The 26,839-nt window shown below is 71.2% G+C and carries 24 protein-coding genes and 1 pseudogene; 13 read left to right on the top strand and 12 right to left on the bottom strand.

Features of this window, described 5'->3' with window-relative positions; translation table 11 throughout:
• Window positions 1–10 precede the first annotated feature (10 nt).
• Window positions 11–742 (bottom strand): hypothetical protein, encoded by a 732-nt coding sequence (locus ACF1FZ_RS11295; protein ID WP_391773113.1) that lies wholly within the window; start codon window positions 740–742, stop codon window positions 11–13.
• 537 nt (window positions 743–1,279) lie between these two features.
• Between ACF1FZ_RS11295 and ACF1FZ_RS11290 the strand changes: the two genes are divergently transcribed.
• The 6 genes from ACF1FZ_RS11290 to ACF1FZ_RS11265 all read left to right on the top strand — a co-directional run bounded on the left by ACF1FZ_RS11290 (window position 1,280) and on the right by ACF1FZ_RS11265 (window position 8,085).
• Window positions 1,280–2,869 carry an ABC transporter substrate-binding protein gene (locus tag ACF1FZ_RS11290; RefSeq protein ID WP_391773112.1) on the top strand — a complete coding sequence of 530 codons (1,590 nt, stop codon included), beginning with the start codon at window positions 1,280–1,282 and terminating at the stop codon, window positions 2,867–2,869.
• A gap of 20 nt (window positions 2,870–2,889) precedes the next feature.
• Complete coding sequence (locus ACF1FZ_RS11285; RefSeq protein WP_391773261.1) at window positions 2,890–3,858, top strand: ABC transporter permease; 969 nt, start codon at window positions 2,890–2,892, stop codon at window positions 3,856–3,858.
• Window positions 3,859–3,863: 5 nt separating this feature from the next.
• Window positions 3,864–4,766: an ABC transporter permease gene (locus ACF1FZ_RS11280; protein ID WP_391773111.1), complete on the top strand. Its 903-nt coding sequence runs from the start codon at window positions 3,864–3,866 to the stop codon at window positions 4,764–4,766.
• Between the two features lie 56 nt (window positions 4,767–4,822).
• Window positions 4,823–5,767: an ABC transporter ATP-binding protein gene (locus ACF1FZ_RS11275; protein WP_391773260.1), complete on the top strand. Its 945-nt coding sequence runs from the start codon at window positions 4,823–4,825 to the stop codon at window positions 5,765–5,767.
• Window positions 5,760–6,467, top strand: a complete 708-nt coding sequence (locus tag ACF1FZ_RS11270) for an ABC transporter ATP-binding protein (RefSeq protein ID WP_391773110.1) — start codon at window positions 5,760–5,762, stop codon at window positions 6,465–6,467. The genes ACF1FZ_RS11275 and ACF1FZ_RS11270 overlap by 8 nt, the downstream gene beginning before the upstream one ends.
• Window positions 6,468–6,969: 502 nt before the next feature.
• A complete protein-coding gene (locus tag ACF1FZ_RS11265) occupies window positions 6,970–8,085 on the top strand; it encodes an AI-2E family transporter (protein WP_391773109.1) in 1,116 nt (371 codons plus the stop codon).
• A gap of 238 nt (window positions 8,086–8,323) precedes the next feature.
• On the opposite strand, the gene ACF1FZ_RS11260 is transcribed toward ACF1FZ_RS11265, so the two are convergent.
• Window positions 8,324–8,671: a VOC family protein gene (locus tag ACF1FZ_RS11260; protein ID WP_391773108.1), complete on the bottom strand. Its 348-nt coding sequence runs from the start codon at window positions 8,669–8,671 to the stop codon at window positions 8,324–8,326.
• 146 nt (window positions 8,672–8,817) lie between these two features.
• Between ACF1FZ_RS11260 and ACF1FZ_RS11255 the strand changes: the two genes are divergently transcribed.
• Window positions 8,818–9,273 (top strand): glutaredoxin domain-containing protein, encoded by a 456-nt coding sequence (locus tag ACF1FZ_RS11255; protein WP_391773107.1) that lies wholly within the window; start codon window positions 8,818–8,820, stop codon window positions 9,271–9,273.
• A gap of 82 nt (window positions 9,274–9,355) precedes the next feature.
• On the opposite strand, the gene ACF1FZ_RS11250 is transcribed toward ACF1FZ_RS11255, so the two are convergent.
• From ACF1FZ_RS11250 to ACF1FZ_RS11235, 4 genes are all read right to left on the bottom strand, one after another.
• Window positions 9,356–11,422, bottom strand: coding sequence for an iron ABC transporter permease (locus ACF1FZ_RS11250; RefSeq protein WP_391773106.1), 2,067 nt, complete (start codon window positions 11,420–11,422; stop codon window positions 9,356–9,358).
• A gap of 6 nt (window positions 11,423–11,428) precedes the next feature.
• The gene (locus ACF1FZ_RS11245; protein WP_391773105.1) at window positions 11,429–12,409 is read right to left on the bottom strand and encodes an ABC transporter substrate-binding protein; all 981 of its coding nucleotides are present in this window, start codon (window positions 12,407–12,409) and stop codon (window positions 11,429–11,431) included.
• Complete coding sequence (locus ACF1FZ_RS11240) at window positions 12,406–13,293, bottom strand: ABC transporter ATP-binding protein (RefSeq protein ID WP_391773104.1); 888 nt, start codon at window positions 13,291–13,293, stop codon at window positions 12,406–12,408. Before ACF1FZ_RS11240 ends, ACF1FZ_RS11245 begins: the two co-directional genes overlap by 4 nt.
• Window positions 13,294–14,359: 1,066 nt before the next feature.
• A complete protein-coding gene (locus ACF1FZ_RS11235; protein WP_391773103.1) occupies window positions 14,360–14,794 on the bottom strand; it encodes a hypothetical protein in 435 nt (144 codons plus the stop codon).
• A gap of 140 nt (window positions 14,795–14,934) precedes the next feature.
• Here ACF1FZ_RS11235 and ACF1FZ_RS11230 point away from each other — a divergent pair, with 140 nt between their 5' ends.
• The 3 genes from ACF1FZ_RS11230 to ACF1FZ_RS11220 all read left to right on the top strand — a co-directional run bounded on the left by ACF1FZ_RS11230 (window position 14,935) and on the right by ACF1FZ_RS11220 (window position 18,427).
• Window positions 14,935–15,699: an IclR family transcriptional regulator gene (locus tag ACF1FZ_RS11230; protein ID WP_391773102.1), complete on the top strand. Its 765-nt coding sequence runs from the start codon at window positions 14,935–14,937 to the stop codon at window positions 15,697–15,699.
• 219 nt (window positions 15,700–15,918) lie between these two features.
• Window positions 15,919–16,860 carry an adenosine kinase gene (locus ACF1FZ_RS11225; protein WP_391773101.1) on the top strand — a complete coding sequence of 314 codons (942 nt, stop codon included), beginning with the start codon at window positions 15,919–15,921 and terminating at the stop codon, window positions 16,858–16,860.
• Window positions 16,861–17,536: 676 nt separating this feature from the next.
• The gene (locus ACF1FZ_RS11220) at window positions 17,537–18,427 is read left to right on the top strand and encodes an endo alpha-1,4 polygalactosaminidase (RefSeq protein ID WP_391773100.1); all 891 of its coding nucleotides are present in this window, start codon (window positions 17,537–17,539) and stop codon (window positions 18,425–18,427) included.
• A gap of 219 nt (window positions 18,428–18,646) precedes the next feature.
• On the opposite strand, the pseudogene ACF1FZ_RS11215 reads toward ACF1FZ_RS11220, so the two are convergent.
• Window positions 18,647–18,982 (bottom strand): annotated as a pseudogene (locus tag ACF1FZ_RS11215) (arginine deiminase family protein); the annotation flags it as partial.
• Window positions 18,983–19,149: 167 nt separating this feature from the next.
• A complete protein-coding gene (locus ACF1FZ_RS11210; protein ID WP_391773099.1) occupies window positions 19,150–21,174 on the bottom strand; it encodes a heavy metal translocating P-type ATPase in 2,025 nt (674 codons plus the stop codon).
• A 96-nt stretch (window positions 21,175–21,270) separates the two neighbouring features.
• Here ACF1FZ_RS11210 and ACF1FZ_RS11205 point away from each other — a divergent pair, with 96 nt between their 5' ends.
• Together ACF1FZ_RS11205 and ACF1FZ_RS11200 are read left to right on the top strand one after the other, a co-directional pair.
• Entirely contained in the window at window positions 21,271–21,657 is a 387-nt protein-coding gene (locus ACF1FZ_RS11205) for an ArsR/SmtB family transcription factor (protein ID WP_391773098.1), read from the top strand.
• A gap of 49 nt (window positions 21,658–21,706) precedes the next feature.
• Window positions 21,707–22,714 (top strand): MsnO8 family LLM class oxidoreductase, encoded by a 1,008-nt coding sequence (locus ACF1FZ_RS11200; RefSeq protein ID WP_391773097.1) that lies wholly within the window; start codon window positions 21,707–21,709, stop codon window positions 22,712–22,714.
• A gap of 3 nt (window positions 22,715–22,717) precedes the next feature.
• Here the strand turns inward: ACF1FZ_RS11200 and ACF1FZ_RS11195 are convergent, their stop codons facing one another.
• The 4 genes from ACF1FZ_RS11195 to ACF1FZ_RS11180 form a co-directional block, all read right to left on the bottom strand.
• Window positions 22,718–23,107, bottom strand: a complete 390-nt coding sequence (locus ACF1FZ_RS11195; RefSeq protein ID WP_391773259.1) for a DUF2267 domain-containing protein — start codon at window positions 23,105–23,107, stop codon at window positions 22,718–22,720.
• Window positions 23,108–23,277: 170 nt separating this feature from the next.
• Window positions 23,278–23,469 carry a DUF6381 family protein gene (locus ACF1FZ_RS11190; protein ID WP_391773096.1) on the bottom strand — a complete coding sequence of 64 codons (192 nt, stop codon included), beginning with the start codon at window positions 23,467–23,469 and terminating at the stop codon, window positions 23,278–23,280.
• Window positions 23,470–23,579: 110 nt separating this feature from the next.
• Window positions 23,580–24,200 carry an L-threonylcarbamoyladenylate synthase gene (locus ACF1FZ_RS11185; protein WP_391773095.1) on the bottom strand — a complete coding sequence of 207 codons (621 nt, stop codon included), beginning with the start codon at window positions 24,198–24,200 and terminating at the stop codon, window positions 23,580–23,582.
• A 220-nt stretch (window positions 24,201–24,420) separates the two neighbouring features.
• Window positions 24,421–25,782 (bottom strand): FAD-dependent oxidoreductase, encoded by a 1,362-nt coding sequence (locus ACF1FZ_RS11180; RefSeq protein ID WP_391773094.1) that lies wholly within the window; start codon window positions 25,780–25,782, stop codon window positions 24,421–24,423.
• 322 nt (window positions 25,783–26,104) lie between these two features.
• Here ACF1FZ_RS11180 and ACF1FZ_RS11175 point away from each other — a divergent pair, with 322 nt between their 5' ends.
• Entirely contained in the window at window positions 26,105–26,548 is a 444-nt protein-coding gene (locus tag ACF1FZ_RS11175; protein ID WP_391773258.1) for a nitroreductase family deazaflavin-dependent oxidoreductase, read from the top strand.
• Window positions 26,549–26,839 lie beyond the last annotated feature (291 nt).

The raw sequence follows: 26,839 nt of genomic DNA, 5'->3' as shown, positions 1-26,839 counted from the left end.
GTCGACCCCCTTACAGCTGTCGCGGGTCGGGGTTGGGGTACGGATCCGTGACCGGGAGCGGACCGGACGGCGAAACCGGTCCTCCGTAGGACGGCGTGGGCTGCTGCCGTCCGTAGGAGTCCGGAGGCTCCGGCGCGTCGTAGAACCGATCATCGGTGATCGCTGCGGGCAGGCCGGGCTCGCCGGCTTCCGCCGCTGACCGGCCCGTTCCGCGGGACGCGGAGGAAGTCGTGCCGGTACTCGCGGACTTGACGCCCTTTCCCAGACGAGCCGTCGCGAAACCGGCCAGCGCGGCACCCGCCAGGAAGACACCGGGACGACGGCGTGCGAAGTCCTGGAGGTCGCTGACGAGTCCTTGCGGCCCCCGGTCCTCCAGCCTGGCCGCCACGCTGCGGCCGCGGTCGGACATCTGTTTCACCGCGTTGGTGGCCGGTGAGCCCTCCTTGCCGCTTTCCCCCATGTCGCCCAGCTCGTCGGCCAGCCGACGGACGTTCTGTGCAAGGCGCTGGGTCTGTGTCCGCGCCTGGTCCTGCAGTTGATCACGTAGCTCACCCGCGACGTCCCGGGCCCGGGCGGAAGCTTCGCCTGCAACGTCGCCCGCACGTTCCTTCGCGGTGCCGGCGGCATCGGTCGCCTTCCCACTCACCAGCCCGATGCCCTCGCCGGCTTTGTCCTGTGCGGTCTGCTTCACAGCCGCTGCTGTGTCGTTGTCCGGACGGTTCGCACCGTTGAAGTCACTCAACGTTCCTCCTCGGTCGTCCTGTGCGGGGTGTTGTGCACCTCTGCCCCTTTTACCGGGCGCACCATGTTCCATCATGACAACCCATATGAAATCCGCCACATGACCCGATTTGGTCAGTATCGCTCCAGGTCGGACGCTTTACTCCTTCAAATGCCGCGAGCCGTTCCCGGGCGGTCGCACCTCCTGGTGCCGGGACCGGCGTGTACCGCGTCGAAGGGCGCGGTGCGGGAAGGACGGGCCGCCGTGGGCCGGGGGTGTGGTCCCCGCGTGGATCCGGTCGACCGTTCCGGCCGACGGCTCGTCCTTCGTGAACTCGCCGGTGACGAGGCGGGCGGTGTGAGGATGCGATACCGGTCTTCACCCCGGCGGCGTCGGCGGTCAGGACTGCGGTGGGAGCGTGAAGTCGCACGCCAGGGGGACGCCGGGTTGCGGTGGTGCCGGGGCGATGTCTTCCGGACCGCCCGGGGAACCCCTTACCCCTCACGTTTTTTGCAATTAATATGCAACAACTTGAAAGGTGCAGGAGAGGCGTGAGGTATGACGAGCCGACAGATACGAGGTGCCGCGGCTGTCGCGGTGGTGCTGGGCATGACGGTTGCCGCGTGCTCGGCACCGGGGAGGGGTGCGGGGAACGAGAACTCCGGCGACTCGGTCGTGATCGGAGTGGCCTCGGAACCGGAGACGCTCAGCCCGCTGCTCGGCTACGGCAAGGACGGCAACTCGAAGCTCTTCGACGGCCTGCTCGCCCGGAACGCCGACATGGAACTGATACCGGCGCTCGCCTCGTCGATGCCCGAGATCAGCGCCGACGGACTCGTGTACACCTACACGCTGCGTGAGGGGGTGGAGTTCAGTGACGGCGAGCCGCTCAGCCCCGCCGACGTGGTCTTCACCTACCGCACAGTCCTCGACGAGAAGACGAACAGCACGGCCCGGAGCGAACTGGATGCGGTCAAGGACGTGAGGGCGGAAGGCGAGGACAAGGTCGTCTTCCACCTCAGCTACCCGTACGCGCCCTTCGCCGGGCGCACGGTGCTGCCGATCGTCCCCGAACACATCGCTGCGGAGCAGGACCCCAACACGGGCTCCTTCAACACTGAACCGGTCGGCACCGGCCCGTACGTCCTGTCCTCCTGGCGCAAGGGCGAGAAGCTGACCTTCAAGGCCAACCCCGGGTACTGGGGTGGAGCACCCGAGGTGAAGACGCTCACCATGGCGATCGTCCAGGACGACGACGTGCGCGCCACCCGGCTGCGCTCCGGGGACCTCGACGGGGCGATACTCCCGCCCAACCTCGTCGCCACCTTCAAGGACGACGACTCCAGGAAGACGTACAGGGCGACCTCCTACGACAACCGCACCGTCACCCTGCCCACGGCGGGTGAGGTCACCGGTGACCGCGCGATCCGGCAGGCCCTGGACCTGGCCGTGGACCGTGGGACCATGGTCGACAAGATCCTGGACGGCGCGGGCCGCCCCGCCTACGGTCCCGTACCGGTCGACGACCCCTGGTTCGCGCCGGAAGTCGAACGCGCCCACGATCCCGGAAGGGCCGAGGCCGTCCTCGACGACGCGGGCTGGACGGCGGGGGCGGACGGCATCCGGACCAGGGACGGCCGCCGCGCCGGTTTCACCCTGCTCCACCCCTCGGGTGACAAGGTCCGCCAGGACCATGCCCTCGCCTACGCGTCCGATGCCAAGAAGGTCGGCATCGACGTCACCGTCGAGAGCGCCACCTGGGAGGTCATCGAGCCGCGCATGAAGGACGACGCCGTTCTCGCGGGCTTCGGGAGCACCGGCGACCCCGACTTCGGGCTCTACACCATGCTGCACTCCACCCTTGCCGGTGATGGGTTCAACAACATGGGCCGTTACGACAACCCAGCCGTGGACCAGGCGCTGGACACCGGCCGCCGCACCCAGGGCCAGGAGGCCCGTAAGGCCGCCTACGACACCGTGCAGCGAGAACTCCTCAAGGACCCCGGCTACACCTTCCTCACCCACATCGATCATCTGTACGTGCTCGCCGACCGCTGGGACGGGCTGACCACGCAGACCGAACCGCATGAGCACGGCTTCGCCAGCGGTCCGTGGTGGAACGTCGAGGACTGGAAGCCGAAGGGATGACACCGCTGCCCTGGGGCGCGATGGCGCGACTGGCCGGGCGGCGGGCCCTGTACGCCGTCCCCGTCCTGTTCGTGGTCACCTTCGGCGTGTTCGCCGTCGCCGCCGCCTCCCCGTTCGACCCCGTCAAGGCCTACGGCGGCACCGCGGCCCTCGGCGCCGGCCAGGAGACTCTGGACCGGCTCCGTGCCAACCTGGGCGTCGACGAGCCGTTCGCCGTGCGCTGGTGGGACTGGCTGACCCGGGCTGCCGGCGGCGACCTCGGCGACTCCAGCGTCATGCGGCAGCCGGTCGCCGAAGTGATCGGCGAACGACTCGTGTGGTCGGCCCTGCTGTGCGCGGTCGCCTTCGGTGTCGCGGTGCTCGTGGGCACCCTCGCCGGGGTGCTCGCGGCACGCCGCCCCGGATCGTGGTTCGACCGGACGGTCACCTCGCTCGCGTACTCGCTGGAGGCCGCCCCGGTCTTCTGGGTCGCCTTGCTGGCCATCTGGCTGTTCGCCCTGCAATGGGGCCTGTTGCCGGCCGGAGGCCTCACGGACACCGGCGACGAACAGGTGTCCGCCGGGCAGGTCCTCAGCCATGTGATCCTGCCGGCCGGTGTGCTCGCCGTCGCCCAGCTCCCCTGGTTCACGCTGTACGTACGCCAAGGCGTCGGCGACGCGCTGGCAGAGGACCCGGTGCGCGGCGCCCGCGCCCGGGGGCTGAGCGAACGCACCGTACTGCTCGGCCACGCCCTGCGCTCCGGTCTGCTCCCGGTGCTCACCCTCATCGGATCCCGGGTCCCTGAACTCATCACCGGGGCTCTGCTGGTCGAGAGCGTCTTCAGCTGGCCGGGAATCGCGGCTGCCACTGTCGAAGCGGCCACCTCCGTCGACTTCCCCCTCCTCGCCGCCCTGACCACCCTCGCCACCGTCGCCGTTCTCGCCGGAAACCTCCTGGCGGACCTGCTGTACGGCCTGTGCGATCCGAGAGTGAAGCTGAGTGAACTGTGACCTCCATGACCGGCACCGGCCCAGGGACGACGGCCGGAACGGAGGCCGAGCCGGTCTGGCGGTCACGCGGCACCGGCCGCCGGTCCACCCGTACCGTCCGCCTGTACACCTCCGCCACGCTGCTCGCCGTCACGGCCCTCGCGGTCCTGCTCGTCCCCCCGGTGGTCCAGCTCGACCAGCAGGCCGTCGACCTGTCCGCGAAGCTCCTGCCCCCGTCCTGGGAGCACCTGTTCGGTACGGACGACGTCGGCCGCGATCTGTTGCTGCGCTGTGTGTACGGGCTGCGGGTGTCCCTGCTGGTGGGAGTGGCAGCCGCCCTCACGGCGACAGTCATCGGCACCGCGGTCGGAGCGTGCGCCGGAGCACTGGGCGGGTGGGTCGACCGAGGCGTGATGCGTCTCGTCGACACCTTCTCGTCCGTACCGCACCTGCTGCTGGGCATCTTCATCATCGCCATGTTCCGTCCGGGGGTCTGGCCCGTGGTCATCTCGGTAGCGCTCACCCACTGGCTCTCCACCGCCCGAATAGTCCGCGCCGAGGTCCTCTCCCTGCGGTCCCGCCCCTACATCGACGCGGCCGTGTCCGGCGGGGCGTCACGGTGGCGGGTGACGGTGCGCCACCTGCTCCCCGGGGTGCTGCCGCAAGCCGCTCTCGCCGCCGTGCTGATGATCCCGCACGCGATGTGGCACGAGTCCGCCCTGTCCTTCCTCGGGCTCGGACTGCCCACCCACACCGCGAGCCTGGGCACACTCGTCCAGAGCGCTCGCGGCTCCCTGCTCGCCGGGCAGTGGTGGCCGACGCTCTTCCCCGGCCTCTTCATCATCGTTCCCACCCTCGCCATCGCCGGCATCGCCGGAGCCTGGCGAGAACGTCTCAACCCTCGCCGCCGATCGGAACTGATGCTGTGACCCAGCGCCCCCAGCCGCCCGTCCTGTCGGTCCGCGGACTGTCCGTACGCTTCCTCATGCCGGGCGGACGCCAGGTCGCCGCCGTCACCGACGCGGACTTCGACGTCGGGGCGGGCGAATGCCTGGCCCTGATCGGCGAAAGCGGATGCGGAAAATCCGTCCTGGCCTCCGCCCTCCTCGGTCTTCTCCCGGCCAACGCCCAGACCGCCGGACGCGCCCGCCTGGACGACCTCGACCTGCTGGCGGCCGACGAGCGCACGCTGGCCCGGAGGGTACGGGGCAGGATGATCGGGCTGATCCCGCAGAGCCCGGCCGCGCACCTCACGCCCGTACGCACCATCCGCTCGCAGGTGGAGGAGACCGTCGCCCAGCTGACCGGCGTGCGGGGGCGCACCACCGTGCGTGCCGCCGCCGAAGCAGCCGCCGCGCGGGCCGCGTTCCCCGCCGGGCACCTGGACCGCTACCCGCACGAACTGTCGGGCGGACTCGCCCAGCGTGCCGCCACCGCCCTCGCGCTCGTCGGTGATGCCCCTCTGCTGCTGGCCGACGAACCGACGACAGGACTGGACCGCGACCTGGTCGAGCACACCGTCGACGAATTGCGCCGTCACGTCGAGACTCCCGCCGGCACAGGAGCCGTCTCCCGCGACGGCACACGACGTGCTCTGCTGATGATCACCCACGACCTGACAGCGGCTGAACGCGTCGCCGACAAGGTGGCCGTCATGTACGCCGGCCGAATCGTGGAACTGGCCGACGCGGCGGCCTTCTTCGGCGCGCCGGGCCCCCGTCACCCCTACAGCCGGGGTCTGCTCCGGGCGCTCCCCGACAGGGACTTCGTCCCCATTCCCGGAATGCCGCCCGAGCTCGGGGACCTGCCCGCCGGCTGCGCCTTCGCCCTCCGCTGCGAGCGGGTCACCGACGCCTGCACACGCCGACCGAGGACGTCGGACTCCGTCGCCTGCCACCACCCCTACCTGCCGGAGGACATCCGTGCTTGAACTGCAAGCCGTCACCGCCGGGTACGACCGCCGGGCCCCCGTCGTACGCGATGTCTCCCTGACCGTCGAGCCGGGCGAAGCAGTCGGTCTGCTCGGGCCCAGCGGCTGCGGGAAGTCGACCCTGGCCCGGGTCGCGGCCCTGCTGCACCGTCCCGACTCCGGAACGCTCGTGCTGGACGGCCGGCCCGTCCCTGGCTGGCGCCACCGCGCGCCGCGTGCCCTGCGCACCGCCTTCGGCGTCGTCTTCCAGCAGCCCAGGCTCTCCTCCGACCCCCGCCTGAGGCTCGCCGATCTGATCGCCGAACCGCTCCGTGCCACCGGCCGGCGTGAGGAGGCCGAGGGCCGGGTCACCGAACTGGCCGCCCCCCTCGGCCTGACCCCGGACCTGTTGCGCCGGCGTCCCCACGAGGTCAGTGACGGCCAGCTGCAACGTGCCTGTCTCGCCCGCGCCCTCGTCCTTCGTCCCCGGTGGCTGATCTGCGACGAGGTGACCGCCATGCTGGACGCGTCGACCACGGCCGCGCTCGTCGAGGCCATCGAGCACTACCGCGCCACAGCCGGCGCGGGACTGCTGGCCGTGGGGCACGACCACACACTCCTGCGCCGCTGGTGCGACCGCACGGTCCACTGGGACACCCTGACGGCCCCGCCCGCTCGCACGCCGGCCCGTGGTGTCCCGGCCTCTCGTTCGCCCTGTTGATCCGGTACCCCGCTCCGGTGCCCGCTCCGGTCCGGCGCTGCCGGCCGGACCGAAGGCGGTTCACGGACCCGCAGGCAGGCCCGGCGAGCTGGGCTGCATGGCCGGCACGGCCCTCGCGCTGCTCTCGCCCTGGTCGTGGTGCGCGTGGCCGCCGTGGGGTTGTCGTTCGCCGGGCGCGTGGCGGAGCGACGGCCGGACCCCGGGAGTGTCACCGCCGCACCGTCGGACGGACGGGCGGGAGTGAGAACCTTCGCCGAACGCACGTCGTGCAGGCCGGCGTCCAAGCGATGCCGCCGGTCGGACGACTGCTCCGGAGACCCTCCCTGACCACGCGGAGCGGGCAGCCCGGAACCTCTCGTGCTGCCCGCTCCCGCCCGACGGGTCACCGCGCGGCTGGACGACGGCATACCGGTCTCCGTCATCACACCGGAGCCCGTCACGCGGCCGTGCGGGCAGGGGAGAGCGGTGCGGAGCCAGGACCGGTGGCCAATAGGGTGGCCCCATGGCTGTCATCCTGAGCTCCACCAAGTCCCGCGCCGCCCTCCGCGCTTCGGCGCGCGTATCGGGCGAATTGCTTCTGGTTCTCGTCATGACCGCGGTGGCGGTGTGGTTGCTGGGCCACATGTGGTCGGTCGTCTGGCCGCTCATAGTCGGCTTGTTGCTCACTACCCTGACGTGGCCCACAGCCCGTTACCTGCGCCGGCACGGGTGGCCGCCGGCCCTCGCGGCTTCCGTCGTGACGGTGCTGTTCCTCCTGGTCGCCGTCGGCGTCGTAGCGCTGATCGCGGTACCGGTGGCCTCTCAGTCCGGGGAGCTGACCGACGGTGTGGTGGAAGGAATCCAGAAGCTGCGCGAGTGGGCCTCCGGACCGCCCCTCAACATCGGTGACGATCAGATCACCGGCGCGTTCGATTCGGCGACCTCCCGCATCCAGGACAGCGTCGGCAGCATGGTCACCACTGTCGTCACCGGGGTGAGCACCGTGGTCAACGGTGTGGTCACCGCCGTCCTGGCGATCTTCCTGATGTTCTTCATGCTCAAGGACGGCCCTCGCTTCCTGCCGTGGCTCGCACGTCAGCTGCCCGGGCGGTTCGCCACCGATGTTCCGGCCGTGGCGGCGCGCAGTTGGGAGACCCTGGGCGAGTTCGTGCGCTCCCAGGCATATGTCGGCCTGCTCGACGCGGTCCTCATCGGCCTCGGCCTGTGGATCGTGGGAGTGCCGCTGGTGCTTCCTCTGGCGGTGCTGACCTTCGTCTCGGCGTTCGTGCCCATCGTGGGCGCCCTGTTCGCCGGCTTCGTCGCCGTTCTCATCGCCCTGGTCTCGAACGGATTGACCGACGCGCTGATCGTGCTGGCCATCATCATCGTGGTGCAGCAGCTCGAGGGCAACGTGTTCCAGCCCATGATCCAGAGCCGTGGGCTCGGTCTGCACGCCGCGGTGATCCTGCTGGCGGTGACATTGGGCGGCAGCCTGGCCGGCATCGTCGGCAGCCTGCTCGCCGTACCCGTCGCCGCGCTGGTCGCAGTGGTATGGAACTACCTGCGCGAGCAGCTCAGCGAGCCGCCGCAGAAGCCCGAGGACCATGCGGCACCGGGTGGTGCTGTCTCTCCGTCGTAGGGCGTCCCGAGGTGCCCGGGCCGTCCCGTCGCATGCACCGGCGACGTGGCGGCAGCCGGCAGGAGGGGCGGCGTCGGCCGGAAGCGCCCGCTGCCCCCTCGACGAAGCAGGGCACGACGACCGGCGGCCGAAGGCCGGGGACAGTGGCCGGCGGCATCCACGAAGACCTGCCGCCGGCCGGCCGCCGCCCCCGTGCCGATCCACCGAAGCGGACACAGCCCTCTCCGTCGTTCGCGGGTCATCGGTGGCTCAGCACGTTGACCACCCGGCCGTCGGGGTCACGGACGAAGAACCGGCGTACTCCCCACTCCTCCTCCTGCAGGGGGCGCACGATCTCGGCCCCGCTCGCGCGCATCACCCCATAGGCCGCATCCACATCGTCCACCTCCACGCTCATGTCGGGCACGACCGGTGCGGTGCTGTCGTGGCTCATGAAGGTGACTTGCGCCGTGGGGTGGGAAGGAGAGGCCAGCGTCATGACCCATCCAAGGTTCATGACCTCTTCGAAGCCGAGGAGCGCGTAGAAGTCCCGGCTCTCCTCCAGGGCTTCCGACCGGATGTCGGGCATGACCCGGCGGACGGACATGGGCGGCTCCTCTCACGGGGGGCGTGCACGTGGCGCTGATTCTCTCCGGAACGGCTCTGCGCCGCACCCGTCGGGGTGCGTGGCAGGACACAGGAGCGAAGCCGGGCGGCCTGCCGGAGCTGCGCTGCCGGGTACCCTGCGTGACCATGACACGTACGTGGATCCTGTCGATGGTGCTCGTGGTCTCCGGCTCACTCCTCGCGGTCACGCTGGTCGTGAGGGGGGCGCCCGGTACCGGGTTCGCACTCCTGGTGGTGTTCGCCCTGCTCGCAGGGCTGCACTCGCCGCTGGTGTTCCCGCGGCCGACGGGGGCGGCGGAGGCACGGTGCCGCAGCGCGGCCGACGGCCGGCCGATCGTCTACTGGCGGGCCGGCTGCACGTACTGCCTGCGCCTGCGGATCCGGCTGGGCCGCAGCGCCCGGCAGCTGCACTGGGTGGACATCTGGGGCGATCCGGCCGGGGCGGCGGCGGTGAGGGCCGCCGCTGACGGCAACGAGACCGTGCCGACCGTCGTGGTGGCCGGCCGGCCGCACGTCAACCCCGATCCCGGATGGGTGCGCGAACAGCTTGCCCGCCCGCCGGGTCCGTCGCAGCACCGGTGAACGGGCGTTCCCGACACGGTGAGCGGTGGCCGTCCCGCGGGGCGGCCACCGGTTTCCCGACCGGTGGCAGCCCCCGGGGGTATCAGCGCCGCGTGCGGACCAGCAGGTAGACGAAGTACGGCGCGCCGATGACGGCCGTCATCAAACCGGCGCCCAGCTGCGCCGGGGCGATCACCGTGCGCCCTGCCAGATCCGCGAGGCAGACCAGCACGGCTCCGAGCATGAGTGCTACCGGTACCACCCGTACGTGCCGTCGGCCCACGAGGGCGCGCGCCGCGTGCGGAGCGACCAGGCCCACGAAGGCGATCGTGCCGGCCGCCGCCACCGCGGTGGCGGCGAGCAGGACGGCCACGACGAGGAAACCGAGACGGGCCCGGGGGAGACCGAGACCGAGGAGCCTCGGGGTGTCCTCGTCGAGCGCCACCAGGTCCAGTTCCCGACGGCGTACCACCGCCAGGACGATGCCGATGGCGAGAGCGACGGCCACCGGCATCGAATCGGGCATGGTGCGCCCGTACGTCGACCCGGACAGCCAGGTGAGGGCCTTCGTCGTGTCGAAGGGGTCGCTCAGGACGATGACCAGGCTGATCAGCGCCGACGCGGCGGAAGAAATCCCGATCCCGAGCAGGACCAGCCTGTTCTGCCGGAAACCGCCCCGCGCGGCCAGGCCGAAGACCAGTGAAGCGGTGACGGCCGCCCCGCCGAACGCCGCTCCCGCGACCGCCCACGAACCGGGGGCGTGAGCGGTGGTGACGAGCAGGACGGCGCCGAGACCGGCGCCTCCGGAGACCCCCAGGACACCGGGTTCCGCGAGGGGGTTACGGGTCACGGCCTGGACCAGGGTGCCTGACAGGGCCAACGCGCCCCCCGCGAGGAGCGCGGCCGACACCCGGGGCACCCGGGTGTCGAGGACGAAGGTGACGATCCTGCCCGCCCTGCCCTGCGCCCAGTTCACGACGTCGCCGAGCAGCAGCTTGGAGTCGCCCAGGAGTACCGCCGCGACCAGCAAGCCGACGAGTACGACGGCGAGCGCGACCACGGTGGCGAGGAAGGCCTTCCGGCCCGGGATGCGCAGCCGGTCCGGTGCTTCCGCCGCGGCGGTGTCACGGGTGCGCAGCGCCATCACGACGACGAAGACGCCACCGACCACGGTCGTGACCACTCCGGTCGGCACCTCCACGGCGGTGTCGGCGGGCACGACCGCACGCAGCACCACGTCCGAGACGAGAACGAGCGCCGCGCCCACGAGCCCTGCCACGGGCAGGCTCACCCGGGAGCGCGACAGCCCCCGGAACCGGCGGGTCAACGGCCGGACGAGCGCGGGCGCGCAGAGGCCGACGAAACCGATGGGCCCGGCGATCGTGACCGCCGCCGCCGAGAGCAGGGTGGCGAGCACGACCGTGGTGACCCGGGTCCCGCGGACGGGGACGCCCAGTCCGCGGGCGGCGTCGTCGCCCAGGGCCAGGGCGTCGATGCGCCGGGCGACGAGCAGCAGCCCGAGAAGCCCGGCAGCGATGACCGGGGCCATCTGGCTGACGCCGTCGAAGCCGTTCTGCCCGACGCTTCCCTGGTTCCACCGGTAGAGGCCCTCGGTCTGCTGGGGGAACAGCAGCAACAGCGCCTCGGTCACCGCGTTGAGCCCCAGCATGAGGGCGCTGCCCGCGAGGACCAGGCGGACGCTGCCCTTACCGAGCCCGGACACCCCGAGTACGACCGCCGCGGCGGAGAGTCCGCCGACGAAGGCGGCGCCGGACGAGGCGAGAAGGGGGAGGGTGGTGCCCGTCGCGGCGAGCACCCCGAGTGCCAGGTAGGAGCCGGCGTTCACGGCGAGGGTGTCCGGTGAGGCGAGCACGTTGCGGCTGACCGCCTGGAGGGCGGCGCCGGCCATGCCGAGGGCCAGCCCGACGAGGACGGCGGCGGCCATCCTCGGCAGCCGGGACGCGATGACGACGGAGGAGTCCCCCGCCGCCGCGTTGCCGGTGAGCGCGTTCCAGACCTCGGAGGCGCCCACGTCGGCGGTGCCCTGGGTGATGTCGACTGCGGCCAGGACCATGACCAGCAGCACGAGCGTGGCCGTCACGGCGACCGCGCCCGTCATGGCCGCGGCGGAGTCGTCCCGGCCGACCGCGGTCTTCTCGATGACGGCCACCGCGTGCTACTTCGTCAGCGCGTCGACGAGGGAGTCGGCGTACGCCTCCATGGAGCGGGGGCCGCCGAACATCCAGACACCGTCGGGCAGCCGGTGCACGTTGCCGTCCTTCACGAAGGGCAGCGACTTCCACACGGCGTTCTTCGCGAGGGGCCCGGTGAACGGGTCGACGTCGACGTCGTTCGCGATGTACGAGAACTGGACGTCGCCGAGGCCGGTGAGCCCTTCGACGTCGGTGGTGGCGAGACCGTAACTCTTGTCGCCTTCCACGGTCCAGGCGTTCTTCAGACCGAGCTGCTCGTTGACGGCGCCGAGGAGGGAGCCGCTGGTGAAAGCGCGGACGGAGACCTGGTTCGACGCGACGTAGCCGTCGGCGGAGGCGATCTCGGCGCCGCCGAGACCGGCGTCCGCGAGGGCCTTCCTGCCCTCGGCGAGGCTTGCCTCGAACTCCTTCTTGACGGTGCCCGCCCGGGCCTCCTTGCCGGTGGCCTTCGCGATGAGGTCGAGGCCCTTGGTCATCGTGCCGATCTGGTCGGCGGCGTCGGCGGCGTTGACCTCCAGGACGGGGGCGACCTTGCGGAGCTGCTTCACCACTGCCGGTGAGAGGTCGCTGGTGGCGACCACGAGGTCGGGCGCGAGGGCCGCGACGGTGTCGATGCTCGGCTCGCCGCGGGTGCCGATGTCCTTGGGGCTGCCGGTGAGCGGGGCCGCGGTGTTCCACGCGGAGTAACCCTTCACGTCCGCGACACCCACGGGGTCGACGCCGAGGGCGACCAGGTCCTCGACCACGTTCCACTCGGTGGCGACGACCTTGGTGGCAGGGCCGTCGAGCGTCACCTTCGTGCCCTTGGCGTCGGTGAGGGTGATCTTCTCGGCGGACTTGCCGGAAACCGCTGCGCCATCGGATGACGGCTCCGTGGTTCCGCAGGCGGTCAGTGAGAGGGCGGCGACTGCGACGGTGGCCGTGGCCAGGAGGTGGCGTCTCATGAGGAGGTGCTGAGCCTTTCGGATCTGGAGTGGTGGCGGCCGATCGCACGGGTGCGCAGCCGGCCGGTCGAGGGATCGGTGTCCACGTCGATGCGGATGCCGTAGACGTCCGACAGGAGGTCCGGCGTGAAGACGTCCTCGGGTACGCCGTCGGCGACGATGCGCCCCGCGCGCAGCAGGGCCACGCGGTCGGCGACGGCCGCGGCCTGGTCGAGGTCGTGGAGGACGACGCCCACGGCGATGCCATGGGTGTCGGCGAGATCGCGGATCAGGTCGAGGAGTTCGACCTGATAGCGCAGATCGAGGTAGGTGGTCGGTTCGTCCAGGAGCAGGACGCCTGTCTCCTGAGCGAGACAGCTCGCGAGCCACACGCGCTGGAGCTGCCCGCCGGAGAGCTGCTCGACACCCCGCCCGGCAAGGTCCTCCACACCCGTGAGACCGAGCGCACGGTCCACCGCGGCGGCGCCGCGCGGATCGGGACGGCCCCAGCGGCCCCGGTGAGGGTAGCGGCCGAAGTCGACCACGTCCCGGACGGTGAGTCCGCCCGGCGTCGACCGGGACTGCGTCAGGAGCGCGACGCGACGCGCGAATTCGCGGGCACCGAGCGCGAAGCCGTCCGTGCCCCCCTCCGTTCCTGCGCCGACCGTGAGCGAGCCGGTGCGCGCGGTCTGAAGCCGGGCCAGTGTGCGCAGCAGAGTCGACTTCCCGCTGCCGTTGGGGCCGACGAGGGCAGTCACCTCGGCGGGCCGCAGAACGATGGCCGCCTCGTGTACGACGTCGACCCGGCCGTACGCCACAGTCACCCCGTGGGCGGACAAACCGTTGCCGTGTGCGCGTGGCACAGGGGAGTCCTCGGCACGGGAAGTGCTCTCACCAGCTCTCATGTGCCTTAGGTTAGCCTGCCCTTATGTCGCGTTGAACCACCCCCTCCCGTAACGGTGAAGAATGTTCGGAGCCGTCGCCCGGCTGCGCCGCCGGCCGCCGATGCCGGTCCGCTGGGTCCCGCCGAGGTGCAGCGCGGGCTGTCCGCCGTGCCGCAGGGGCGGACTCGTCGTGCGGACGGTCCGGCGCCCCGGACGTGCTCGCGGTCGGTGGAGCGGCCGGCGGGCGGGGTCACGTCCACCGGGCCCGGTGGACGTGACCCCGCGTGAGGTCCTCGGCGTGCTCAGCGGGGCGGCTCACGCTCTTCCCGGTCACGAGGTGAACCTCGTTCCCGCTGTCCATGGGAGTGGTGGCGAAGTGATCCGGTCCGCCCCGAGCACGTATGCCACCTTCTGCAAGGGCATGAGTCCGTCCACGCTGTGCGCCCTCTTCGCCGAAACGGGTCATCCCGCCCTTGCCGGCGGCGAATCACCCGGCTGGGCACGGGTGCCCCATGGTGCGTGTCCTGCTTCGCACGGGGGGCGGTCTGGAAGCCGGTGTGACCCAGCCGCGGGTTCCGCTACACGGACCGAGGAGGAGGCCTGATCCGGTGGAAACAGCGTTCCTCACCTCCGTACCACCCTGTGCGCGCGAACAACGGGCAGAGCTGCATGGCCCCCACCGTGCCGGCCGTCCGTTCCGGTGCGGCGGATGCGCACAGTCGTCTTCCACCAGGGGAGGAGGTCGTGGATCATGGTGAAACTGAGGCCTGTTGGCGATCGAACTGCTCGACGCCGGGGTCACCGGCCGGAACGCCCCGGCGTACGACGCCGATCCCGGTTCCGACACCGAGGGGGGCGCACACGCCGCGGATCATCGCCGAACACTTCGGTCTCCCGGCGTCACCGCTCCCCGGGCCCGGCACCTGCCGGTGTGACGCGACCGGTGGATGCCCGGCTGGGCGGGTGTCCGCCTCCGGTGAGGACACCGCGGCCGACACCTGCCGGAGAGCGGCCCAGTCACCGGGCCCGGAGCGTGAAGCCTGGCACACGGCACCGACGGGCGAAACGGCTTTGCCGCCCCGCCGGTTCAGGCCGCCGCCTCGTCCGCGGCGCTGACGGCGCTGTCGAGGTGGGGATGGACGACGAGCCGGGACCTCCCGGAGACGGCATTGGCTTCCAGGAGGCGCCGGACGGCGGCGTCGCGGGTGGCGGCCGACATCGGTACGCCCAGTTCCTCGCATTGACGGTGGGCGCGCAGGACCGCGCTGACCGTGGCCGGCGTGGCTGCCCGGTCATCGATGATCACGAGCACCGGAGCCGGCCGGTAGACGCGCACGAACGCCGTTATCCCGGCCACCAGTTCGGCTCGTCCGCCGATCCCCGGATCCTCCTGCACAGTGAGGACCAGAACACCACGATCAAGTCTGTGGGACAGCATCACGACCTCCGTCTCGGGGCCTGCCGAGGGGCCCTGGTGCACCGGTTCTTCCCGCCCCCGCCATTTCTCATGCGGCGCGCTCACGCGCCGACCGGGGATCGAAGTCCGCCACCGGCGCCGGACGGGCCGTCGACGGCAGTTGCTCCACCGCCCTACCGGACCGGAATCATGGTGCCGGGCGCCGTACCGGGAACGCGGCCCCGTGACACGACCGAGAGGACCCCGTGGCCGATCCGAAGAGTTACATCATCGAGTCGTTGGACACCGGGCTGCGCCTGATGCGGCTCTTCCTCACCCATGACACCCTGTCGGTCACCGGCGCCGCCAGGGAACTGGGAGTGGCCCGTTCCACCGCGCACCGTGTGCTCAGTACCCTCGAGTCGCGCGGCTTCGCCACCCGGGACACCTCGGGCCGTGGCTACTCGGCAGGGCCCGAACTGGTCACGCTGGGCCGCCCCGCAGGTTACGGACCCGAGATGAAAACCCGTCTGCGGGTGGTGCTGGACGAGGCGGCCACCGCCACAGGGGAGACGATCAGTACTGCCGCCCTGATCGGCGACCAGGTGATCATCACCGACGGGAGGGAGTCGCCGCATCCCGTGCGTGCCGTTCTCGAGTGCGGCCGCGCCCACCCCGCGCACGCCACACCGGCGGGCAAGGTGCTGCTCGCCCAGCTGACCACCGAACAGGTCCGCGCTCTCTACCCGGAGGAGCGGCTGCCCGGGGTCACCAGCCGTACGCTGGTCTCCCGTACCGCCCTGCTCTCCGAACTGGCCGGTGTCCGCGCCCTCGGCCGCGCCGAGAGCCGCGGCGAGTCGGTGGAGGGGATGAACGCCGTCGCCGTGCTCCTCGCCGGCAACAGCTGGCGCGACCGTCTCGCCCTGATGGCGTCCATGCCGGCGGACCGGGGCGGGGAGCCCGAACTCACCAGGTACGCCGTGGCACTGCGGAGAGCCGCGGGACTGCTGCCGCCGCCCTCGTCCTCCTGAGAGGCGGGTGGCACCACTTCGGCCGGAAGTATTCCGGCCTTGCGCAAGGTCCTGTAAGAATTTGCAGAAATCCCTGACGGCGGTGCCGGCGGCCCGGAACACACCGCAGGCCGGCACCCGGGACGGAGCGTCCTCCGCCCCGGGCGCCGCAGGCGGACCGGGGCGACCCGGCCGGACACCACGGCCTGCCTCCCTCGAGCGAGAGGCTCCGACACCCTCATGCGCACTCAGACCGACGTTCTCGTACTGGGCGGTGCGGGCGTGGACACCGTCGTCCATGTCCCCGAACTGCCGCTCCCCTTCGCGGACAGTTACATGATCCGGCCGGGCATCGAGACCCGCGCGGGACAGAGCGGGGACTTCGTCGCGCTCGGACTGCACGCCCTCGGTCTGCGCACCCACCACCTCGACATGATCGGTGACGACCACGAGGGAGATCTGGTCCGCACCCTCCACCGTGACCGGGGCGTCCCGTTCACCGGGGTTCTCCTGCCGGGCGGCACGAAGCGCGCGGTGAACCTCGTCGGCCCGGACGGGCGCCGGCTGTCCCTGTACGACGCCTCACGCGCGCACGACTCGGACCGCTTCGACGAGTCGGCGGTCCGCGAACTCGTCGCCGTCTCCCGCCATGCCCACGTCGTCATCACACAGCCGTGTGCCTCCACGCTGCCGGTGCTGCGTGAGGCGGGGGTGACCATCTCCACCGACCTGCACGACTGGGACGGCGTCGACACCTACCACGAGGCGTTCGCTCTCCAGGCGGACGTGGTGTTCCTGTCCACCACCGCCCTGACCGACATCGAGCGGACCATGCGCGACATCACCGGACGGGGAAGGGCGCGCACCGTCGTCGCGACCGCGGGCGCCGACGGCGCGTACCTGCTGCACGAGGGCGAGTTGACGCACGTCCCAGCGGCCGCCCCGCCCGCTGCGGTGGTGGACTCCAACGGCGCCGGCGACGCCTTCGCCTCCGGTTTCCTCCTCGGCCTGCTGAACGGCGAGAACACCCGTCGCTGCGCCCTGTTCGGCACGGTGGCAGGTGCTTACGCATGCACGGTGCCTTCGACGCGCACCGATGCCATCGGCCGGGAAGAACTCCTTGCCAGGGTCGCCGAATCGGAGCAGGAACGCGTGGCGGACGGCGTTCTGCGGCCGTCCTGATCACCGGTTCCGGTTCGGAAGCAGGAGTTTCCGAGGGTGATGCCCCTTCCGGGGCAGGCCGATCAGTTTGAACCGCGGCTATTGCTCTCCATGACTTCCTTGCCGGAGCCAGGTGTCTCACGACGAGTGCGGAAACTATCGACTGCCTGACGGGTACCGCTCAGCACTGCCGGCATCACCGGTTCACACTCCCCGGCAACCCCGGACTACGCGCGTCCGGTCTCCTGGGCCGGCCGCGCGGTGTCCGGTCACTCCACTGCGCGGCACGGCGCCCTGTGCGCGGTCGGACCACACCATCCGTCCCACAGGGCCCTCGTGCCCTCCACGCACCCCCGGCTCCCCGCAAGCCGTCACAAGGAGGAAGCACGAACAAGGACAACCGTCCGTCCGCCCGGTGAGCCGCAAAGACTTCATGGGCCGGGCGGGTGCCGTGGCGCCGGGCAACATCCGGGCCGATGCTGCCCGGCACCGCTCACGCCCCCACGGTCGTCACCACGAACCGGACGGGCACCGACGACGGCTGGTACCACTCGTTCCGCGCCGACGGTGGCGGTTCGCTCTCCGTACACCTCGCGTCCGGCGGAACCAGGTGCACCGTGCCCCGGCGGACCGGCCCCAAAAGGGGTGACGGAGGATACGTAGGTCTTCTTCCGGATCCCAGACACCTGGAGTGCGTGTGGCCACCCGTGCCCTTCCCCTGTTCTTCGGCCGCAGGCGCGTGAGGGCCGCAGCGGCGAGGAGCCTTGCCTGCGTCCTGGTGGCAGGCGTACTCGCAGGCTGTTCCGGTGAGGGCGGCACGTCCGGGGACACCGGGGCCGGGCAGCGGGAGAACACCGCCGAAGTGCTCCTGCCGACGCCGGGTGCGGAGTTCGACTACCAGATCGGCGGTAGCTACGCGCCGCCCGAGGGGGTACGGGCTGTCTCCCGGGACCGCGAGGACGAACCGGCTCCCGGCCTGTACAACGTCTGCTACGTCAACGCCTTCCAGACGCAGCCCGGCACACTGGAGTGGTGGCAGGACACCCACCCCGGCCTGCTGCTGCGTGACGGCGACGGGGAACTGATCATCGACGAGGGCTGGGACGAGGTACTTCTGGACACCTCCACGGCGGCCGGCCGCACCCGGCTTGCGGAGATCGTCGGGCCTTGGATCGACGGCTGCGCCGAGGACGGCTTCCAGGCGGTGGAGCCGGACAACCTCGACTCCTTCGAGCGCTCGCAGGGCAAGCTGACGAAAGAGCACAACGCTGACTTCGCCAAGACATTGGCCGCGCGGGCGCACAGTGACGGCCTCGCCATCGGGCAGAAGAACACCACCGATCTGCTCGGCCGGCACGCCGCGATCGGCTTCGACTTCGCGGTGACGGAGGAATGCGCGCAGTTCGACGAATGCGATGCGTACGCCGACGCGTACGACGGCCGCGTCTTCGCGATCGAGTACGAGGGCGAGGGTGAGGTGGGCTTCGACGAGAGCTGCTCCACCTGGGGTGACAGGGTCTCCCTCGTGTTGCGGGACCTCGATGTGCTCCCCGCGGGTGAGAAGGGGCACGTGTTCCGGACCTGCTGAGCGCAGGGGAGGAGCACGGGACGGCGGAGGGCAGGAGCTGGGCGGCGGCGTGAAGGGGGCGTGTCCGCGGCCCGGTCCGTACGCACAGTCCGGCCACGGCCTCACCGGCTCGGAAGTCCACCGGCGCGCGGATGAGCGGACCGGCCGTGCAGCGCCCGCCGCCCGGCCGCGACCCAGCTCCACACCGACGATCGTGATCACCTCGGCTCCCGCCCCGCGCAGCGGCTCGTTGGCCCGGGCGCCGCGGTCGTAGGTGAAGACGACACCGGGTACCAGGGCGACGGCGTTGTCGCCGCTTCCCCATTGCCGGTGTCCGGAGTCGTACACGTCGCCGCCCGTCTCGACCACCCGCGGGACGGGCGGTCCCAGGCTCCGGGCCACGACGTCGGTGAACGTACGCGGCCCCTCGTCGGCGGCCTCCGCACCGGGTGACACGTCACCCGGTGCGGAGGGAGAAGGAGTAGGCCGCCTCCATGATCCTCGGATGGGGGCGACGTCGCGGCCGGCGAAGGTGAAGACGGTGTCCAGGTGCATGGCCGTCCTGAGCTTCGGCACGGCGGCCACCACGACGTGTCCGGCGGTCCCCTGGACGGACAGGGACACGACGACCTGTATGAAGGGCTTTCAGCGGCAAGCAGAACGTGACGGTCGACAGAGGGTGTGCGGGCTGCGGGTCACGGGCTGCGGCGGAACCGGCTGTTGCTGCCTTTGACGGCAGGCGGTCAGCCGGTGACCACAGAGGCCCGGGTGGCGGGCCGCGGTGTGCCCCCACCCTGCCCGGCCGCGCGGCGCCAGGCCGATTCGCGCAGCAGCCGGAGGCCGTTGAGGCCCACGACGACCGTCGAGCCCTCGTGCCCGAGGACGCCCAGCGGCAGCGGCAGATGACCGGCGAGATCCCAGATCACCAGACCGGAGATGAACACGCCGGCGATGACCAGGTTCTGCACGACCAGTCGGCGGGCCGCCCGGGACAGGGCCACCACCGTGGGCACGGCGGCCAGTTCGTCGCGGATGATGACGGCGTCCGCGGTCTCCAGCGCGAGATCGGACCCTGCCCGCCCCATCGCGATCCCGATGTGAGCGGCGGCCAGCGCGGGTGCGTCGTTGACGCCGTCACCCACGACCAGGACCTTGCGTCCGGCCCTCTCCTGTTCGCGAACGGCGGCCACCTTGTCCTGGGGGAGGAGCCCCGCCCGGACGTCGGTGATGCCCGCCTCGGCGGCGAGGTGGGCGGCGGCACGCGGGTTGTCGCCGGTCAGCAGCATGGGGGCGCGGCCGGTCAGGCGGGTCAGCGAGGCGACGGTCGCCGCGGCGTCGTGGCGCATGCGGTCGGCGATCCTGATGACTCCGACCGGCAGGCCGTCGCGCATGACGAGCACCGCGGTGCGCCCCGTCTCCTCCGGACCGGCGGCCGCCGCGCGGGCCGCCCGGGCCCCCTCGGAGGTGGCGATACCACGCAGGAGCCGGGCGGGGGCGCCGACCGCGATCCGGTGGCCGTCGACGGCGGCGGTGACCCCCGTGCCCGGCGCCGAGGCGAAATCCGTGGCCGGGGGCAGGAGCAGCTCTCGTTCCTGTGCGGCGGTCACGACGGCGCGGGCCAGTGGGTGCTCGCTGGGGTGCTCGGCGGCGGCGGCCAGGGCCAGCAGCGTGTCGTCGGTCAGTCCTGCTCCGGCCAGGGGATGGACACCGGTGACCCGCGGGGCGCCCTCAGTGAGGGTGCCGGTCTTGTCCAGTGCCACAGCGTCCGCCTGTCCGAGGCGCTCCATGACGACGGCGGACTTGACGAGGACGCCGTGGCGCCCCGCGTTGGCCATGGCGGAGAGCAGGGGCGGCATGGTCGCCAGAACCACTGCGCACGGAGAGGCCACGATCATGAACGTCATGGCGCGCAACAAGCTCCCCGTCACGTCGCCGCCGAGAGCGAGGGGGACGAGGAAGACGGCCAGGGTGGCGGCCACCATGCCGAGTGAGTAGCGCTGTTCGACCTTCTCGACGAACAGCTGGGTGGGGGCCTTGGTCCGCGAGGCCTCCTCGGTCATCGCGACGATCCGGGCGATGACCGACTCGGAGGCGTCCCGCTCGACGACCACCCTCAGTGTGCCCGTACCGTTCAGCGTCCCGGCGAAGACCTCGTCCCCGGGTCCCTTTGCCGCGGGCAGCGGTTCGCCGGTGATGGTGGCCTGATCGATCTCGCTCGCACCGTCGAGGACCCGCCCGTCGGCGCCGACACGCTCACCGGGCCGGATCCGGATGACGTCACCGACCACCAGGCCCTCGGTGGCGACGTTCTCCTCGCCACCGTCGGCGGTGATACGGGAAGCGGTGGCCGGGGCCAGGTCGAGGAGGCCGCGGACCGCGTCCCGGGTGCGCGCGGTGGCCAGCGCCTCCAGCGCGCCGGAGGTCGCGAAGATGACGATCAGCAGGGCACCGTCCATCACCTGCCTGATCGAGGCCGCACCGAGCGCCGCCACGATCATCAGCAGGTCCACGTCCAGGACCTTCCCCCGAAGCTCCCGCACCCCCGACAGGGCCGGTTCCCAGCCTCCCGCGGCGTAGACGAGGGCGTACAGGGGACCCCATGTCCAGACCGGTGCACCGGCGAGCTCCAGCGGGAGCGCGAGCAGGAACAGCACCAGGGCCGCGCCCGCCCAGCGGGCCTCGGACAGCGCGAGAACGCGTGTGCGGCGCCGGGGGATGCCACCGGCGGACACGGTGCGCGAGGGGCGCGGGAGTACATCAGAGGGCATGGCGGAACAACCCCTCACGGGTGATGGAACGGCGACGTGCTTACCGTACAGGAATATATGAACAGGTCTTCATGTGTCATCCGTAGAATGGACGCCATGGGTCACGGACGCGACGAGCAGACCACCGTCAGCACCCGCGAGCGCCTGGACGCCGTGGGGGCGGCAGGTGTCGCCGCGACCCTCCAGGCGCTGGCCACACCCTCCCGGCTGCGAATCCTGGCACGCCTCCAGGAGGGCCCATGTGCGGTCGGTGATCTCGCCGAAGCGGTGGAGATGGAGCCTTCCGCCTGCTCCCACCAGCTGCGTCTGCTGCGTAACCTCGGTCTGGTCGCAGGTGAGCGGCAGGGGCGCTCCATCGTCTACGCCCTGTACGACCATCACGTCGCCGAGCTCCTGGATCAGGCCCTCTACCACGTCGAACACCTGCGCCTGGGCCTTCGTGACACGCCCGCCGAGATCGCCGTGGCCACCCCCGGGCGCTGAGCGCGCGGCGCGCGGGGAATCCCGGCGCGGTCCTCGCGTTGAACCATGCGTGAGCTCTTCCATCGCATCGACCCGCTTCTCCTTCCTCGACCGCTCCCGCGTCCGCGAGGGGCACGACGGCCCGCAGGCGCTGCGTGAGACCGTCGCGCTGGCCGGCACGGCCGAGGCCCTCGGCTACCACCGTTTCTGGGTCTCCGAGCACCACAGCGTGCCCGGTGTGGCCGGTTCGGCGCCGACCGTGCTGGCTGCCGCCGTCGCAGCCGCGACCTCCACCATCAGGGTGGGGACCGGCGGGGTGATGCTCCCGAACCATCAGCCCTTCGTCGTGGCCGAGCAGTTCGGTGTGCTCGCCTCGCTCTTCCCCAGCAGGATCGACATGGGCCTGGGGCGCTCGGTCGGCTTCACCGACGGCATCCGCAGAGCCCTGGGCCGGGGCAAGGAGGACGCCGACGCCTTCGCCGGGCAGCTCGCCGAACTCCTCGGATGGCTGGACGGCACCCAGCACGCCCACCCCCAGGTCCACGCCCGCCCCGCCGAGGGGCTGCGCATCCCTCCGTACGTCCTGGCGACCGGCGAGGGTGCCGGTATCGCGGCGGCGGCCGGTCTGCCGCTCGTCGTGGGAGATCTCCGGGGCCGCGAGAAACTGATACGGGCGGTCGAGGTCTACCGCAGCACATTTCGTCCCTCCGCATGGGGCCGGGAGCCCTACGTGATCGTGGCGGGCACCGTCGCGATCGCCGGCACCGCGGAGGAAGCGCGGCGCCTGCTGGTCCCCGAAGCCTGGTCCATGGCGTACGCGCGCACCCACGGGTCCTTTCCGCCGCTGGTACCTGCCGAGCGGATCGAGGCGCTGGTCATGACAGACAGGGAACGAAGGCTGTTCGAGAGCGGACTGAGCGGGCACCTGGCCGGAACCGAGGACGAGGTGGAGGCCGGAGTCGACATACTGATCAAGGAGACCGGTGCCGACGAGGTGCTGGTCACCACGAGCACGTACGACCGGGACGCGCTGGTGGACTCCATGCGGCGGCTCGCACGGATCGCGGGGATCGGCTGAGTGTCAGCCGCTCTCGGGGTGGCCGAACAGGAAGTCGTACCCCGGAGGCAGCTGCAGGAGAAGGCGCTGGAGCAACTCCTCGCCCGCGGCGTCGGAGACCACGCTGAGCACCGCACTGGTGTCCCACGCGGCCGTCTGCTCGTTCGCCCCTTCGATCCAGGCGGAGACCGCGCGCACGAAGCGTTCGGAGCTGAGAGGTTCTGCGGCCTGCAGAGGGTTCAGAAGGATGAGCGCGAAGGTCTCCGGCAGCCGTGCGGCCAGTTCGTTCCGCTCCTCGCCGACCAGATGCGCCCCCAGCAGTGCCAGTACCACGCGTGACGCGCGCTCCGCTTCCAGCGCCGACGGGTAGGCGCCACGCTCCTGGACGGCCTCCAGGAACTCCTGCCATTTCATGTGCGTCACCGGTTCCCCTTCGCGGAGCGCGGGCGGAGAGCGGAGCGGGGGAGGGGAGCCCGTGCCCCGCCCTCCGCGTATCCACCGCATGTCACCTCAATTCAGGTATTAGCATGCCGGCCCGGCGAGGGCAAGTAGGGCCTCGGCACACAGCTCCGGAGCCGGCCGGCCTACTCCATGGGGTAGATGTCACCGCTCGCCATACCACTGACCTGCACGCTCCTGGATTCGAGCCGGTGCGCCTCGTCCAGGAGGCGCCGGCGTTCCGCGGGGTCGGTGGCCTGCTCGGCGGCCTTCTCGAGATCCTCGGCCCGGAGGCGCATCCGCTGGAGACGGGACCGGACGTCTTCTGACTCGCTCATGATCACTCCTGGCGCTGGGCGGAGCCGACCCCTCCACCGAAGCAGGAACCCGGGGGTGCGCGCATCTCAGCGGGGGCGCCGGAAACGCGGAGTGACCGTACGGGCGGTGGCTACTCGAAACGGGACAGGTCGCCGGCCCCCCGGCGTACGACCTCCAGATCGCCACCGGAGAAGTCGATGACCGTGGTGGGCTCGGTGCCGCAGTCACCCGAGTCGAGTACGACGTCCACGACGTGGTCGAGGCGTTCCTTGATCTCCCAGCCCTGCGTCAGGGGCTCCTCCTCGTCCGGCAGGAGCAGCGTGCTGGACAGCAACGGCTCCCCGAGTTCGGCCAGGAGCGCCTGAGTGACGGTGTGATCCGGGATGCGGACGCCGACGGTCTTCTTCTTGGGGTGCAGCAGCTGCCGCGGGACTTCTCTGGTCGCGGGAAGGATGAAGGTGTAACTCCCGGGTGTAGCCGCCTTGACGGTGCGGAAGACGTCGTTGTCGACCTGGACGAACTGGCCGAGCTGCGCGAAGTTCTGGCACACCAGAGTGAAGTGGTGGCGGTCGTCGAGGTTCCGGATCGACCGGATGCGGTCGATCCCGTCGCGGCTGCCCAGCTGGCATCCCAGGGCGTAACAGGAATCGGTCGGATATGCGACGAGGGCGCCGGACCGGATGCTCTCGGCCACGCTGGTGATGGTGCGGCGCTGGGGGTTCTCGGGGTGCACATCGAAGTACTTGGCCATTCGGCGAGTCTACGGCTTCGGAGGATCCGCGTTCCGCTCACGGAGGGCACAGGCGCCTCCTGGTTTCCGTTGCCTGCCGAGGAACCGGCGGGAGCAGGGGAGGCGCGAGTCCTGGAGCAGCGCTGAGGCTGGACCGCCGGCCCCGCTCCCGGCAACCACGGAGCGCCCCCGGAGCTTCCTTCGGTGAAGGGCCCCAGGGGCGCGGGTGTCCTGCCGGCCGTCAGGCGCCGGACGCCTCCAGCATGGCCGCGCGCTCGACCACCTTGATGCGCTCACGGCCCTGTTCGGCGCCGAGCGCCTGCTCGTGGGCGTCCAGGCGGTGCCAGCCTTCCTTGGTGGTGTACCGGACGCCGCGCTGCTCCAGGAAGTCGACGACCGCGTCGGTCCCGGGCTGCGCGGGGGCGGCCAGCCGTCCGGCGGCGTGGTCCTCCAGCAGGCAGGCCACGGTCTCGTTGGCGTCGCCCTTGGTGTGCCCGATCAGGCCGATCGGACCCCGCTTGATCCAGCCCGTGACGTACACCGAAGGCATCGGCTCGTCACCGGTCAGAACACGCCCGGCCGCGTGCGGGACGGTGCCGGAGACGACGTCGAAGGGCAGCTTCGGGAGCTCCTCCGAGTAGTAGCCGACCGCGCGGTAGACGCTCTGCACGTCCCAGTCCGTGTGGCGGCCCGTGCCCTTGACGTTGCCCGTGCCGTCCAGCTCCGTGCGTTCGGTGCGCAGAGCGACGACGCGGCCGTCCTCCCCGAGGACCTCCACCGGGGACTCGAAGAAGTGCAGGAACAGCTTGTGGGGACGGTCGCCCACGTCCCGGATCGCCCAGTTCTCCAGCGTGGAGGCGACCATGTTGGCCTGCTTGTTCTCCCGGCGGGTGGCGATCGAGCCCTCGTCGTAATCGATGTCCTCGGGGTTCACGATGACCTCGATGTTCGGCGAGTGGTCCAGCTCGCGAAGCTCCATCGGGCTGAACTTCGCCTGCGCCGGCCCCCGCCGGCCGAAGACGTGCACCTCCAGCGCCTTGTTCGCCTTGAGTCCGTCGTAGACGTTCGCGGGGATCTCGGTCGGGAGCAGCTCGTCCGCCGTCTTGGCGAGGATGCGCGCGACGTCCAGGGCCACGTTGCCGACTCCGAGCACGGCGACCTTCTCGGCCTCCAGCGGCCAGGTGCGCGGGACCTCCGGGTGCCCGTCGTACCAGGCGACGAACTCGGCGGCGCCGTACGAACCCTCCAGCTCGATCCCGGGTATGTCGAGGGCGCGGTCGGCGTCGGCGCCGGTGGAGAAGATCACGGCGTCGTAGAAGGACCGCAGGTCGTCCAGGCCGATGTCGTTGGGGTAGTCGACGTTGCCGAACAGCCGCAGCTGCGGCTTGTCCAGGACCTGGTGCAGCGCCTTGACGATGCCCTTGATCCGCGGGTGGTCCGGAGCTACTCCGTACCGGATCAGGCCGAAGGGGGCGGGCATGCGCTCGAACAGGTCGATCGATACGCCCGGCTCCTGGGCGGCCTCGGATTTGAGAAGCGCGTCCGCTGCGTAGATTCCGGCGGGACCGGCTCCGACGATGGCGACGCGGACGGGGCGTGTCATGGAGTGTTGTTCCTTAGGGCGGACGAGCACGGGCAGAGTGCAGCGGGGTAAGGCTTGGCTTACTCCGCTTCCCCCACGGTACGGCCTGTGCCCGGGGAGCCCTGGCACGGGGCGAGTGGATATTTCGGAAATAAATGAACATTTGCACCTTAAGGGGTCCGGTTTCTGTGAGAGGAGCCCCGCCCAGTCGTCTCACGGAGGTCCATGGAATGAGACGAGCTGCCATGGGCAGGCTGTACGCCGGTGCCTCTGCATGCTCCCGGGTCACGCCGGAGCCATGATGGGCACACGGCAGCAGCACTCCGACGAGAGGACAGGTGTCATGCCGATCGAGGGCGATTACGAGCCGAGCCCGACGACGTGGGTCCGTGAGCAGGTCGAGCTCATCGAGAGCTCCGGTGGGACACAGGGAACCACCCTGCGCGGCATGCCCGTCATCCTTCTGACGACGCGCGGAGCCAAGAGCGGCAAGCTCCGCAAGACTCCGCTCATGCGGGTCGAGCACGACGGTGAGTACGCCGTGGTCGCCTCCCTCGGCGGTGCCCCCAAGCACCCCGTCTGGTACTACAACGTGCAGGCCGACCCCCATGTGGAGCTGCGGGACGGGACCGTCCGCCAGGACATGGTCGCCCGCGAGGTCACGGGGGAGGAGAAAGCCCTCTGGTGGGACCGCGCGGTCGAGGCGTTCCCCGACTACGCGGATTACCAGACCAAGACGGACCGGGAGATCCCGGTCTTCGTCCTCTCCCCGGCCGGAAAGGGCTGAGGCCGGCCAGGAGCGGGCGGACCCGGGAGCGCGGGGTGAGGCCTGCTCCGCTCGGTGCCGTTCCGGCCGTGGCCGGCCCGGGCCCGACGGGTGGCGCGGGCTCCCGGAGCGATGGTCCCGAGGGGCTGTGCCGCTACCGGTGGTGGCCGCCGGCCGCGGCGATCCGGTCGCGGGCCCGGGCCCTGTCGGCGGCCGGTACCCGGTGACGGCGGCCCGGAGCCGCCTCCTGGGGTCCCGCCACGCGTAGTGCAGGGGTTCCGCCCCGCTTCACCTCGCGGTCACGGAGAGATG

Source organism: Streptomyces sp. NPDC014623 (genome assembly GCF_043088245.1).
GTDB lineage: Bacteria > Actinomycetota > Actinomycetes > Streptomycetales > Streptomycetaceae > Streptomyces.
The sequence above is the reverse complement of the archived record's forward strand: the minus strand, read 5'-3'. Positions and strand labels throughout refer to the sequence as shown.

Bases quoted from the DNA above. Each gene is read 5' to 3' on its own strand.
- ACF1FZ_RS11280 (WP_391773111.1), top strand. From the start codon at position 3,864: ATGACCGGCACCGGCCCAGGGACGACGGCCGGAACGGAGGCCGAGCCG.
- ACF1FZ_RS11290 (WP_391773112.1), top strand. From the start codon at position 1,280: ATGACGAGCCGACAGATACGAGGTGCCGCGGCTGTCGCGGTGGTGCTG.
- ACF1FZ_RS11275 (WP_391773260.1), top strand. From the start codon at position 4,823: ATGCCGGGCGGACGCCAGGTCGCCGCCGTCACCGACGCGGACTTCGAC.
- ACF1FZ_RS11245 (WP_391773105.1), bottom strand. From the start codon at position 12,409: ATGAGACGCCACCTCCTGGCCACGGCCACCGTCGCAGTCGCCGCCCTC.
- ACF1FZ_RS11210 (WP_391773099.1), bottom strand. From the start codon at position 21,174: ATGCCCTCTGATGTACTCCCGCGCCCCTCGCGCACCGTGTCCGCCGGT.
- ACF1FZ_RS11285 (WP_391773261.1), top strand. From the start codon at position 2,890: ATGGCGCGACTGGCCGGGCGGCGGGCCCTGTACGCCGTCCCCGTCCTG.
- ACF1FZ_RS11185 (WP_391773095.1), bottom strand. From the start codon at position 24,200: ATGGCCAAGTACTTCGATGTGCACCCCGAGAACCCCCAGCGCCGCACC.
- ACF1FZ_RS11260 (WP_391773108.1), bottom strand. From the start codon at position 8,671: ATGTCCGTCCGCCGGGTCATGCCCGACATCCGGTCGGAAGCCCTGGAG.
- ACF1FZ_RS11225 (WP_391773101.1), top strand. From the start codon at position 15,919: ATGCGCACTCAGACCGACGTTCTCGTACTGGGCGGTGCGGGCGTGGAC.
- ACF1FZ_RS11265 (WP_391773109.1), top strand. From the start codon at position 6,970: ATGGCTGTCATCCTGAGCTCCACCAAGTCCCGCGCCGCCCTCCGCGCT.
- ACF1FZ_RS11175 (WP_391773258.1), top strand. From the start codon at position 26,105: ATGCCGATCGAGGGCGATTACGAGCCGAGCCCGACGACGTGGGTCCGT.
- ACF1FZ_RS11195 (WP_391773259.1), bottom strand. From the start codon at position 23,107: ATGAAATGGCAGGAGTTCCTGGAGGCCGTCCAGGAGCGTGGCGCCTAC.
- ACF1FZ_RS11205 (WP_391773098.1), top strand. From the start codon at position 21,271: ATGGGTCACGGACGCGACGAGCAGACCACCGTCAGCACCCGCGAGCGC.
- ACF1FZ_RS11180 (WP_391773094.1), bottom strand. From the start codon at position 25,782: ATGACACGCCCCGTCCGCGTCGCCATCGTCGGAGCCGGTCCCGCCGGA.
- ACF1FZ_RS11190 (WP_391773096.1), bottom strand. From the start codon at position 23,469: ATGAGCGAGTCAGAAGACGTCCGGTCCCGTCTCCAGCGGATGCGCCTC.
- ACF1FZ_RS11240 (WP_391773104.1), bottom strand. From the start codon at position 13,293: ATGAGAGCTGGTGAGAGCACTTCCCGTGCCGAGGACTCCCCTGTGCCA.
- ACF1FZ_RS11255 (WP_391773107.1), top strand. From the start codon at position 8,818: ATGACACGTACGTGGATCCTGTCGATGGTGCTCGTGGTCTCCGGCTCA.